Genomic DNA, 11,515 nt, shown 5'->3' with positions numbered 1-11,515 from the left:
CAAAAGCTTGTATTGTCTTTATTACGAACTATTTTAGGCTTTGCAAAGACATTATTAAAAATGAGCTACAATTTGCCGCCTAAAAAAGAGCTTGTAGTAGAACGATTGTAGTGATGTTTATGAGGATGATTTTAAGTAAAATAGCGACTAAATGAGGTTTTTTCACAGCCTGACGTTGTGAGGCAATTTAAACAAAACGCATAAAGTAATGATATTTAAAGAAAAAAAAATTAAATGAAGAAAATGTTAAAATTTTTTGGAATTATCTTAACAGTATTAATTGTCTTATATTTATTTTCAATTCCTTACTTACGAAGTAAAAATGTTGTTGAAGAAACTATGTTTTATACGCCAACAAAATATAATAAAAAAAATATATTCAATCAATTAGATGAAAAATATCTAACGAATATTAAAAAGGATTCCATAGTTTTTGTTGCGAACAAATTTATCTCATCTACAAAAGAAGATTCGGTCAAATTGAATCAAACAATATTGAGACGAGAATTTCAAAAATTTGAAAAAAGCTCTAAATCAGAATTTTATACGATAACGCCAAAGATTTATAAAAAAGCAGGTATATATATGTTAGGCAATCAGTTTAATATATTTAATATGCTTGATGACTTAACAGAACTTTCAAAAAAAGACAGCATAAAAATTTATGTGATTGTTTATAATGGAAATGGTTACTCAAAAGGAGATTCCAATTTTTCAACTCAATTTAAAATTAATCAGAAATTCTATGAATTCGTAAATTATTCAATTTCAGTCGATTTTGTAGTTGGACATTCTCTAGGAACTGTTTTTGCAACTAAATTAGCAACAGATAATAAAATTCCAAAATTAGCACTGTTAGCACCGGCATCAAATATAGATGATGTTGCTAATTATTTCATAGGTTTAGCACCATTTTGGGCAAAACCGTATTTCAATTTTTCGGAAATTAAAAAATCTGAGTTTTCTAAAGAAGCAAACAGTTCAGAAAACATAAAAAATTATTTTGGAAAGTTAATTTTATTACACGGAACTAAGGACGAAAATTTGCCCTTTTCAATGTCCGAAAAAATATACAAAAATTCAAAATCTAAAGATAAAACTCTGATAAAAATAGAAAACGGAGACCATTACGCACCATTAGTTGATGAAAACTGGATTAAACTTATAGACAAATTGAGATAATAAAGAAACGAACGCACAACAGCCATTTGACAAGATTGCGAATTTTGTTGTAAGTTCATATTTATATTCCGTAAGAATTTTCAATATTAACTAAAAATAAAAGTTCAGCAGTTCGCAAATGAGGAGAAGCAGCAAAAGGTTGTGCTATACAAGAATTTGTATAATAAGTTTAAGCATTTAAGTCAAGTCCAAATGTAGTTCGTAACAGTTCAATGTTTGGATTGATTTCATGTAATCGGTTGTAACGGTCTTGATCATTAAAGCTTCTAGCGCTAGTGATGGATTCGTTTACAATAACTTCAATTGAGATGTCGTGATTGTGTAAATGGCTTCGTAAATGACCTAATAATCCGTTTTTTTCACTTTCAAAATCTAATTTAGAACCTTCATTAGGTAATTCAAAATGAATTTTAGTTTTTTCTTTTAAAACGGGATCATTAATTAGTAAGATAGATTCCATTATTTTGAACCCTTTGTCGCCTAATTTTTTGGCATATTTTGTCCATTGAATCAGCATTTCGGTTTCGGTAAAAGTTTCGGTGGGTAAGTGAACTGATTCTTTTACAAAGTTTTTACTGCTTTCTTCTAGTGCTTTTTTGCCTCGGATGCTTGCTAGTGAAAAAGCCGAAACCTTTGGGCCATTGGATTCTATTTCGTTTTTCTGCACGTTTTCAACAGCAGCTGTTTTTTCGGGCACAGTTTCTACAGGACGAGCTACTTCACGAATTGCGGGTGCTGGTGTAGCTTTAATTGGTTCAATAGTTTTGCTTTGGTCGGCTATTGAGTAATCATTTTTTCTAAAATAAGTAGATGGTATTATGAAGGACTCAACTTTTTTTTTTCTCCATCAAAAGTGATAGAGGCAAGTTGCATTAAGCAAAGTTCAACAAGTAATCGCTGGTTTTGACTCAATTTGTATTTTAGATCGCACTCATTTGCAATAGCAATTCCTTTTAATAAAAATTCTTGCGTGCATTTTTGAGCTTGTATTCCGTACATTTTCTGAGCCTGTTCACCTACTTCCAGTAATGGTAAAGTAGACGGGGTTTTACTTACTAGTAAATCTCTAAAATGAGACGCTAATCCTGCAACAAAATGATGACTATCAAATCCTTTAGAGAGAATGTCGTTGAAATTCAATAACAAATCAGGAATTTTATTTTCAAGAATCAAGTCGGTTACTGTAATATAGGTCTCGTAGTCTAGTACGTTTAGATTTTCTGTAACGGCTTGACGAGTCAAATTAGCACCGCAATAAGAAACTACTCTATCAAAGATGGATAAAGCATCTCGCATCGCACCATCAGCTTTTTGAGCAATAATATGTAAAGCATCATCTTCATAAGCGACACCTTGACTGGTGGCTACTTCGGCTAGATGTTCTTTGGCGTCTTTTACGGTAATTCTTTTGAAATCAAATATTTGACAACGTGATAAAATCGTTGGAATGATTTTATGTTTTTCGGTCGTAGCCAAAATAAAAATGGCGTGTTTTGGTGGCTCTTCTAGTGTTTTTAGAAAAGCATTAAATGCTGCCGAAGACAACATATGCACCTCATCTATAATATACACCTTATATTTCCCAGTTTGGGGTGGAATACGTACTTGGTCAATTAAATTTCGAATATCATCAACAGAGTTGTTAGACGCAGCATCGAGTTCAAACACATTAAATGCAAAATCCTCATTGGGATCATCGTAACCTGGTTGATTTATTTTTCGGGCTAGAATTCTAGCACAAGTCGTTTTTCCTACACCACGAGGCCCTGTAAATAATAGTGCAGAGGCAAGGTGATTGCTTTCTATGGCATTCAATAAAGTATTGGTAATGGCTTTTTGTCCCACAACATCATTAAATGTTTGTGGGCGATATTTACGTGCCGATACTACAAATTGTTCCATAGAAATATTATTCGATAGCAAATATAGGTAATGAGATCATATTATGAAAAGGATACTATATTTAATTCATGATTAATTTTTCGCTTGGAATTAGATTGTTATATAGGCGATTGATTTCAAATGAGTTTCATATTTATTCCAAACAAATGGAGTAGTCTATTGTTCATCTAAAAATTATATTTTACACTGCTGATCGTGATCACCCATGCAAAGTTTGTCTAGGATTTGCGTGACATTTGTATCTGAATTTGCCGAAAATCCAGCAACATAGACACCTTTAATTCCGTTTTTTGAACTTATGCCATAGACCACTGCTTGGTCACTAGGATCAGAATTGCCTTCGTAACGATAAACATGGTCGATTTCAAAATGGTGCGGTTGGTCTTTAATTTCATCCTGATGGATATTGTAATCGTATTCATATCCCATTTTGCTCAAATTATTTAAAGATTCTGTCACAGTTGCATAATGATAGATTGGTTTCATAATTTAGGTTTTTATGGTTTATTTTTAAAGTTAATCATTTTATAATTAAGCTATTGCAAAAGTCTTGTTAAAGTAATTATTGTAAAATAGTAAAGCAACGATAAAAAATGTAAATTTGCCGAACAGACCGCCTTATCGTCGTTTCGTTTTTTCGAAAGGGAGGAAAGTCCGGACACCATAGGGAAGCGTAGCGGGTAACGCCCGTCGGTCATATTTTAGGATGTGATTAGGACAAGTGCAACAGAAAGTATGTACAGGTAATGCTGTAGTGAAACCAGGTAAACTCTATGCGGTGAAATATCAAGTATATCAGCATTTAAGGATTTCTCGTCCGTTGTTGAAGGGTAGATAGCTTGAGTCTCGCAGTAATGCGTGATCTAGATAAATGATAAGGGTTCGCTTTGGCGAATACAGAATCCGGCTTATAGGTCTGTTTTTTTTTTAGAGTTAATGAAACAAGGATTGAAAAATCTCGAATGGAACCATTAAGAAATTATGTTTTATTAAGTCACAAGACTTGATTATATAATTTTTTAATGGTTTTTATTTTTAAAAATAGCGTTATGAAAACAAGAATCGGAATTTTAGGTCTGGGTGGAGTAGGTGGTTATTTTGGTGGACTTTTGGCGAAAGCCTACCAGGAGTCAGACCAGATAGAAATTGTATTTATAGCGCGTGGAGCAACCCAGCAAGCAATTGCAACATCTGGCTTGAAAATTGTTTCGGATGAACAGGAAATGATCGTTTTCCCAACTATAGTTTCGGATGATCCTGCAGTTGTTGGTAAACTAGATTACTTAATTTGCGCTACAAAAACTTACGATATAGAAGAAAGTTTAGTAGCTATTCAAAAATGCATCACTAAAAACACTGTTTTTTTACCTTTATATAACGGCGTTGATGCTCCAGAACGAATTAGTGCCCTTTATCCTGATAATGTGGTGCTAGAAGGTTGTGTTTATATTGTGTCTATGATAACTGCACCAGGTGTGATAAAGAAAGTAGGGGCTTATGAGAAATTATTTTTTGGGTCAGGAACAGCACCTATCGTTAAGTTAAAAGTATTGCAAACAATTTTTGAAAAGGCTTCTATCGAAAGTTATTTAGTAGATCGTATTGACGAAACGGTCTGGGAGAAATATATTTTCATTTCTGCTTTAGCGTCAGCTACTTCCTATTTAAACCAAAATGTAGGTGAAATTTTAAGTACAGAAGAGAGTCGAAAATTATATGTGGGATTATTAAATGAAATCACACTTATTGCGGCGGTAAAAGGTTTAGAATTACCTAATGATATCATTATGCAAACCATCTTAAAACTTGAAAAAACGCCTCGTAATGCCACATCATCCATGCATAGAGATGTGCTGGCGGGACGAAAGTTTGAGCTCGCTTCTTTAACTGAATTTGTAGTAGAACAAGGAATAAAATACGAAGTTGAAACACCTAATTATCAAATAATTCTAAAGAAATTAAGTCCTGCCTTGGATGCTTTGAATTAATCAACTTATTTTTTATTTCGATAAAGAGTAACAATTCTAAGCTTTTAATCAAATTTGATTGTAGTATAGAATCAGCTGTAAAATAATTGTTTTTATTTTACAGCTGTTTTTTTTGTTTTTCCTTCGACTCATAAAAGATAATAGTTATTTGAAAGGTTTTGTAACAATATTTATTTAAAAGTTTCAAAAGCAATTCAAAATAACAGACTCTATCACAAAGCCTATTTATTTACTAGGATTAATAGCTTTTTACGAATGATTTCGTTATTTTTGATGTACCTACTATAAATTAAAAACAATTCATTTAAATGACAATCCCTAGTCTTTACTTTAAGTTAATTGATACTTTTCCGATGGCTTGCTTTTTAATAAATAGCGAGCTAGAAGTGTTGCATATAAATCCTTCAGGCTTAGATATGTTCGGTATGTCATTTACAGAAATTAATACAAAATTGGTATCCTTTTACTTTCCCCAAGTCGCGTCATGTATACAGCAAGAAGGAGTACCTGTTAAATCTACCTTTGCAGATGGAAATGGAAATGAACAAGATGTAAAGCTGCAATACTCAAGTATTGACGGCAATATTGCCTTGGGGATGCTCTATGTAACAGAGCAATCACATTCAAAACAGAGTATTATTGAGCAACAAAAGTTCAACGAAATTATATTAGATAATATTCCAGCTGATATTGCCGTTTTTGATAGTAATCACAATTATTTATATATCAATCCCAATGGTGTTCGTGATCCTGATACCAGAAAGTGGATGATTGGTAAAAATGATTTTGATTACTGCGAATACAAGAAATTGGATCAATCAATAGCGCAAAATCGACGTGCTATTTTTAACAAAGTTGTCCAAACGAGAGAGCAGGTTGAATGGATTGATGAATACCATAAAGACGGAAAAGACATTTATGTGATGCGTAGATTTTATCCCGTTTTTCTTGATGACGAATTGTATTACGTAATTGGTTACGGAGTTGATGTTTCTGAGTTAAAAAGAATACAAAACATAGTAATTTACAATGAGAAGATCAATAAATTAATATTAGAATCGGCCTCTGATGCTATTATAAAATTTGACTCCGAAAGTAATATTACGTTTTGGAATCCAAAAGCGGAACTGTTTTTTGGATGGAATTCTGAAGAAGTGCTCGGTAAAAAGGTTTTTGATGTTATTTTAACCAAAGAAACAGGAAATACTTATTGTAAGCATATAAAAGATTACATTGAAGGAAATCAGAGTTTTGTATTGGATGAAATTGTAGAAATTTCAGGTATTTATAAAAATAAAAAAGAGTTTCCTATTGAGATTAGTATTTTACCACTGAAGGAGCCCAATGGTAAAATAAGTTTTTGCACCTTCATTAGAGATATTACCTCTAGAAAGCAAAAAGAACTGCAAGTTACTGTGCAAAATAAAATGTTGCTGAATAAAAATATTGAATTAGAGCAATTTACCTACATCACATCACACGATTTACAGGAGCCACTATTAACTTTAATGAGTTTTAGTGATTTATTACTAGAGGATTACTCGGATGGTCTTGATGATGAGGCGAAACTGTATATTGAATTTATTAATAAATCGGCAATTAGGATGCGAGCTCTAGTGACGGGTTTAATGGAGTATGCTAGAATAGGTAAAAGAGATGGTATTAGGTCTATTGATTGTAACAAAATGATCGAAGATGTGTCTAATGATTTATCAGTAATAATTAGAGATACCGGAACAGAAATAGCAGTTGATAATTTACCTCATATTAGAGGCTATGAAACTTATATACGATTGTTGTTTCAAAATCTTATTAGTAATGCGATTAAGTTCAAAAAAAAAGAAATTAATTGTAAAATTAAAATTAGTTGCAAAGAAAATACAAACGAGTGGAAATTTTCGATAGAAGACAATGGAATAGGTATTGCTGACAAGTACGTGAACCAAGTGTTTATTATTTTTAAAAGACTTCACAACGAATCTTTGTATAAAGGACATGGTATAGGTTTAGCGCACTGTAAAAAAATTGTAGATATTCATAATGGCGAAATTTCGGTAAAATCCACACTAGGAGTGGGGAGTACTTTTACTTTCACCATATCAAAAAACATCCAATAATGAAGCAATTAGACACAATTTTATTAATAGATGATGACTTTGCAACCAATTATTTGCATAAAAAAATAATTTCCAAATCCGGAATTGATACCCCTATAGAGGTCGCTAATGACGGTGAGGAAGGAATCAACAAATTATTAAGTCTTAACAAGTCGATTAACAATGAAAATGCCACTATATTAGTATTTTTAGATTTAAATATGCCGGTAATGGACGGTTGGGGTTTTTTAAAGCAATTTGCAATTATTAGATCAACAGTTCTTTGTAATGTAGACCTTTACGTTCTTAGTTCATCAATTAATCCAGATGACAAGGCAAGAGCTACAAGTAATAGTCTTGTTATTGATTATTATCCAAAGCCATTGTCCATAGCGACTTTAAAAAATATTAGATCAAATTATTTGTAGTTTTTAAAGCAAAAAGGAGAATGTTTTCTAAGCTGAAAATAGAACCTTATCAGCTATATTGGAATAAAATGGAATTTTCATGTTTTTTATAAAGTAATTCTTATATTTGACAAAAAAATAATCCAATATTAGATGAATAAACAATTACTACTTTTAGTCGGCTTTCTAGTGTTATCAACAGTAAATGCTCAAGAGAATCCATCAGTAGAGAAAAATCAATTTAAGATTAACGTACTTCTTCCAGGAGTTGTGTACGAGCACGGTTTTGATGAAAAGCACACCTTATACTCTGAATTAAGTACTGGTTTTGGAATTCAAACGAGTAGTACATTTGGAACTGCTCATGCTTTTTATCCAGCAATTAATGAACAATTTCGCCATTATTACAACCTAGGTCGAAGATCAGGAAAAGGTAAAGTAACTGCCAATAATTCAGGAGGTTTTGTAGCTCTGAATGCTATTTACAATTTCAAAGCTATCTCTTCTAATGAATTATTACTTTCTTCAAGACCAGCTATTACGATTGCTCCAGTTTGGGGCTTTCAAAGAACCTATAAAGGCAATTTTAATCTAGCTTTGAATGCGGGTGTTGGTTATCAAATCCGAAAGTATAATAATAGGATGGCAACAGTACTCAATTTTTCGCTAGGATGGGTAATTAAATAAAAGGCTATCAACTTAAAACAGAAAATCCCGAACAATGTTCGGGATTTTCTGTTTTATTCTAGTTGTGATTATTCTTCTTCGCTATCTTCATCAAATAAATCTTCGTCTTCTTCATTATCAGAAGCGGGAAGTTCGAAGAAACTAAAAATAGAACCCCCGTACGTTTTCTTGAATGAAAAATGAATCATATGATCCAGTTTTGTATATTTTGAATGCTCAATAACCATCATCCCATCTTGGTTAAGACTGTTTTTTTCAAAAACAAGTACCACAATTCTTTCAAAAGTAGCTTGGTCTAAAGCATAAGGCGGATCGGCAAAAATGATATCAAATGTAGCATTGTTTTTTTCTAAAAATTTAAAAACATCACTTTTTGTGGCAGCGATATTAAAATCATATTCAGCTGCTGTTTGTTTGATAAATTTCACACAACCAAAATCGCCATCTACAGATGTAATAGGTGAGCTCCCGCGTGATGCAAACTCATAACTGATGTTTCCTGTTCCAGCAAATAAGTCTAAAACTTTTAAACCTTCAAAAGAAAAATGATTGTTTAAAACATTAAACAATGCTTCTTTAGACATATCAGTTGTTGGGCGAACGGGTAAGTTTTTTGGAGGATTAATGCGTCTTCCTTTGTATTTTCCTGAAATGATTCTCATGAATTGAATAATATAAAATGATTTCTGTTCTCGGCCTCAGAAAAATAATTGTTCCATCGCAATTCTTCAACATCTATTAAAGATAGATTGCGAACGTATTTGTATGCTATTTTGTAAAAAGAACTTTCGGTATCAATATCACCAATTAATTCCAATAGGAAGTTTTCGGGATTCAGATACAACTGTTCAGCTGTGAACAAGATGTAATATATAAAATCTTCGGGTGTATTGTACTCGAAAGAGTTAAATAAAAGTAGTTTTTGGTTTTGAATGACGATGATTTCAAAATGTCCTTTGCTAAAATGAACGGTCATTTTTTTATCATCTATGTTCTTTGAGGCCTTTAATAATGTTGTCATCAAGATGCTATTGGCGTGTTTGTAATCAAAAGTGCCAAATTTGTCGATAAAAAAATTGTTCATATTTACATAAGGAATGTAAACACAATTAATATGATAATTACTGATTTCGTCAAAAGTAAAAAAGTCAGTTGGAAAAACTTTAGTATTGTATTGCAAATAACTCCCTATGAAATTTTCATCGAATAATGCTTCTGGAACAAAAGTCGATAAAGTATTGTTGTGAATGATTAGCACTTCGTCATAACTCTCATTAAGCGCTTCATGTTCTTGAAAAGCATTCGAAAAAAGCTCTTCAATTTTTATTCCTTTATGAAAATTACCAAAATGCACTTCATTGAAGGAGCTAATAGTGTTGTTTAGGGTATCAAAACAACAAAAAGAGAGTCCGTTCAAGGAAACTTGAATAGACAATTTTTTATATTTCTTTTCGGTAATATTAGTATTTTGTGTAGACATAAACTTTTTTATAACCTTATCTCAATTTAGAAACTGAGAGTGATTAAATCTGTTTACAAACTTACAATTTTTTTTTATTCTAATGGGATTTAATGTGATTCCCGAGAATTTCATCCTTATATTTGAGGTTCATTTTACATTAAGCACCTCCAGATGAATTCTTCCTTGTTCTATAGCCTTTTACGAAAACAATTTCCATTTGCCCCTACATACAATCAGGATATTTTTTTTCAAAAGATCGCCATTTTTTTAACAGACACGCATAATGATACCATTTTTGTACTCAAGGGATATGCTGGAACAGGAAAAACAACGGTGATTTCGACCATTGTAAATAATCTTTTAGAAATTAATAAAAAGTATGTTTTGCTTGCTCCTACAGGTCGCGCAGCTAAGGTAATTGCTAATTATTCGAATAAACCAGCTTTTACTATTCATAAAAAAATATACTTTCCAAAAAAATCATCGGGCGGTGGCGTTTCATTTACTTTACAACCCAATAAACATAAAAACACCATTTTTATAGTCGATGAAGCATCAATGATTTCTGACACAAATTCGGACTCTAAGTTATATGAAAACGGTTCTTTATTAGATGATTTAATATCTTATGTCTACTCGGGAACCAATTGTAAAATGATTCTGCTGGGAGATACCGCTCAGTTGCCGCCAGTAAATTTAGATATTAGTCCAGCGTTAGATATTCATACTTTGAGTATCAATTATAATAAAGAGGTGGAGCATATTGAACTGAATGAAGTGATGCGTCAGGAAGAAGGGTCGGGGATTTTATACAATGCCACAGAGCTGCGAACTTTGTTAGAAGATTCTTTCGTTACTGATTTTCAGTTTGATTTAAAGCAATTTAAAGATATTGTTCGTCTGACAGATGGATATGATATTCAAGATGCAATCAATTCGGCTTACAGTAATTACAGCATTGAGGACACTGCTTTTATTGTACGGTCTAATAAACGAGCCAATCAATACAACGAACAAATTAGGACAAAAATTTTAGATAAAGAAAGTGAATTATCAACAGGCGATTTTTTGATGGTCGTTAAAAATAATTATTTCTGGCTAAAGGATTCAGATGAAGCGGGTTTTATAGCCAATGGTGATATTATCGAAGTATTGGAAATTTTTAAAATTCAAGAACTCTATGGTTTTAAATTTGCGAAAGTAAAAATACGAATGATCGATTACCCCAATCAAATTCCGTTTGAAACAGTGTTATTATTAGATACTATAAAAAGCGAATCGCCATCATTGACTTATGATGAATCAAATAGATTGTATCAAGAAGTATTGAAAGATTACGAGGGAGAAACCAAGTATAAGCAGTTCCAGAAAGTAAAAGCCAATGAGTATTTCAACGGTTTACAAGTAAAATTCTCTTATGCCATTACCTGTCATAAATCACAAGGAGGGCAGTGGGATACGGTGTTTATAGAGCAGCCATATTTGCCAAACGGCATTGATAGTGATTATATAAGATGGTTGTATACAGCCATTACAAGAGCCAAAAACAAATTGTATTTAATAGGATTTAAAGATGAAAATTTTATAGCCTAGCGATGTAATTTATCGTGTCTTTCTGGATCGTACAGTTGGTTTGATTATGAGTTTATTACTTATTTTTAATTGACTTTGTGAGTATTATTAAAAGAGTCAAAATCAAGTGTAAGTGATGTCATAAGTAGGGCTTGCTGAAAAAGTATTCTCAATTTTCATATAACTGGATTTAATTTCACCAAATAATCACTTTCATAA

The 11,515-nt window shown here is 32.1% G+C and carries 11 protein-coding genes and 1 other RNA gene; 7 read left to right on the top strand and 5 right to left on the bottom strand.

What is annotated here, in order from left to right:
* Window positions 1-234 precede the first annotated feature (234 nt).
* The gene (locus H8R24_RS16865) at window positions 235-1,182 is read left to right on the top strand and encodes an alpha/beta hydrolase (protein ID WP_187021423.1); all 948 of its coding nucleotides are present in this window, start codon (window positions 235-237) and stop codon (window positions 1,180-1,182) included.
* 169 nt (window positions 1,183-1,351) lie between these two features.
* Here the strand turns inward: H8R24_RS16865 and H8R24_RS16860 are convergent, their stop codons facing one another.
* The 3 genes from H8R24_RS16860 to H8R24_RS16850 form a co-directional block, all read right to left on the bottom strand.
* The gene (locus tag H8R24_RS16860; RefSeq protein ID WP_225876857.1) at window positions 1,352-1,879 is read right to left on the bottom strand and encodes a DNA polymerase III subunit gamma/tau; all 528 of its coding nucleotides are present in this window, start codon (window positions 1,877-1,879) and stop codon (window positions 1,352-1,354) included.
* A 119-nt stretch (window positions 1,880-1,998) separates the two neighbouring features.
* Window positions 1,999-3,084 (bottom strand): DNA polymerase III subunit gamma/tau, encoded by a 1,086-nt coding sequence (gene dnaX / locus H8R24_RS16855; RefSeq protein ID WP_187021421.1) that lies wholly within the window; start codon window positions 3,082-3,084, stop codon window positions 1,999-2,001.
* A gap of 174 nt (window positions 3,085-3,258) precedes the next feature.
* The gene (locus H8R24_RS16850; RefSeq protein ID WP_225876856.1) at window positions 3,259-3,513 is read right to left on the bottom strand and encodes a hypothetical protein; all 255 of its coding nucleotides are present in this window, start codon (window positions 3,511-3,513) and stop codon (window positions 3,259-3,261) included.
* A gap of 176 nt (window positions 3,514-3,689) precedes the next feature.
* Between H8R24_RS16850 and rnpB the strand changes: the two genes are divergently transcribed.
* The 5 genes from rnpB (at window position 3,690) to H8R24_RS16825 (ending at window position 8,262) form a co-directional block, all read left to right on the top strand.
* An RNA gene (rnpB, locus tag H8R24_RS16845) (RNase P RNA component class A) lies at window positions 3,690-4,011 on the top strand.
* Between the two features lie 122 nt (window positions 4,012-4,133).
* Complete coding sequence (locus H8R24_RS16840) at window positions 4,134-5,072, top strand: ketopantoate reductase family protein (protein WP_187021417.1); 939 nt, start codon at window positions 4,134-4,136, stop codon at window positions 5,070-5,072.
* Between the two features lie 308 nt (window positions 5,073-5,380).
* Entirely contained in the window at window positions 5,381-7,189 is a 1,809-nt protein-coding gene (locus tag H8R24_RS16835; protein ID WP_187021416.1) for a PAS domain S-box protein, read from the top strand.
* A complete protein-coding gene (locus tag H8R24_RS16830) occupies window positions 7,189-7,596 on the top strand; it encodes a response regulator (RefSeq protein ID WP_187021415.1) in 408 nt (135 codons plus the stop codon). Before H8R24_RS16835 ends, H8R24_RS16830 begins: the two co-directional genes overlap by 1 nt.
* Window positions 7,597-7,728: 132 nt before the next feature.
* A complete protein-coding gene (locus H8R24_RS16825) occupies window positions 7,729-8,262 on the top strand; it encodes a hypothetical protein (RefSeq protein WP_187021414.1) in 534 nt (177 codons plus the stop codon).
* Between the two features lie 68 nt (window positions 8,263-8,330).
* On the opposite strand, the gene H8R24_RS16820 is transcribed toward H8R24_RS16825, so the two are convergent.
* Window positions 8,331-8,924, bottom strand: coding sequence for an RsmD family RNA methyltransferase (locus tag H8R24_RS16820; RefSeq protein ID WP_187021413.1), 594 nt, complete (start codon window positions 8,922-8,924; stop codon window positions 8,331-8,333).
* Window positions 8,921-9,742: a DUF3822 family protein gene (locus tag H8R24_RS16815; protein WP_187021412.1), complete on the bottom strand. Its 822-nt coding sequence runs from the start codon at window positions 9,740-9,742 to the stop codon at window positions 8,921-8,923. The genes H8R24_RS16820 and H8R24_RS16815 overlap by 4 nt, the downstream gene beginning before the upstream one ends.
* Before the next feature lie 153 nt (window positions 9,743-9,895).
* On the opposite strand from H8R24_RS16815, the gene H8R24_RS16810 reads away from it, so the two are divergent.
* Window positions 9,896-11,317: an ATP-dependent DNA helicase gene (locus H8R24_RS16810; protein ID WP_187021411.1), complete on the top strand. Its 1,422-nt coding sequence runs from the start codon at window positions 9,896-9,898 to the stop codon at window positions 11,315-11,317.
* Window positions 11,318-11,515 lie beyond the last annotated feature (198 nt).

The sequence above is a fragment of the Flavobacterium muglaense genome, assembly GCF_014305155.1.
Taxonomy (GTDB): Bacteria; Bacteroidota; Bacteroidia; order Flavobacteriales; family Flavobacteriaceae; genus Flavobacterium; species Flavobacterium muglaense.
This window is presented reverse-complemented; position numbering and strand designations above follow the sequence as displayed.

What these genes read in the sequence shown, in the direction of transcription:
- H8R24_RS16815 (WP_187021412.1), bottom strand. Translation starts at nt 9,742, where the DNA reads ATGTCTACACAAAATACTAATATTACCGAAAAGAAATATAAAAAATTG.
- H8R24_RS16810 (WP_187021411.1), top strand. Translation starts at nt 9,896, where the DNA reads ATGAATTCTTCCTTGTTCTATAGCCTTTTACGAAAACAATTTCCATTT.
- dnaX (WP_187021421.1), bottom strand. Translation starts at nt 3,084, where the DNA reads ATGGAACAATTTGTAGTATCGGCACGTAAATATCGCCCACAAACATTT.
- H8R24_RS16820 (WP_187021413.1), bottom strand. Translation starts at nt 8,924, where the DNA reads ATGAGAATCATTTCAGGAAAATACAAAGGAAGACGCATTAATCCTCCA.
- H8R24_RS16865 (WP_187021423.1), top strand. Translation starts at nt 235, where the DNA reads ATGAAGAAAATGTTAAAATTTTTTGGAATTATCTTAACAGTATTAATT.
- H8R24_RS16850 (WP_225876856.1), bottom strand. Translation starts at nt 3,513, where the DNA reads ATGGGATATGAATACGATTACAATATCCATCAGGATGAAATTAAAGAC.
- H8R24_RS16840 (WP_187021417.1), top strand. Translation starts at nt 4,134, where the DNA reads ATGAAAACAAGAATCGGAATTTTAGGTCTGGGTGGAGTAGGTGGTTAT.
- H8R24_RS16835 (WP_187021416.1), top strand. Translation starts at nt 5,381, where the DNA reads ATGACAATCCCTAGTCTTTACTTTAAGTTAATTGATACTTTTCCGATG.
- H8R24_RS16825 (WP_187021414.1), top strand. Translation starts at nt 7,729, where the DNA reads ATGAATAAACAATTACTACTTTTAGTCGGCTTTCTAGTGTTATCAACA.
- H8R24_RS16830 (WP_187021415.1), top strand. Translation starts at nt 7,189, where the DNA reads ATGAAGCAATTAGACACAATTTTATTAATAGATGATGACTTTGCAACC.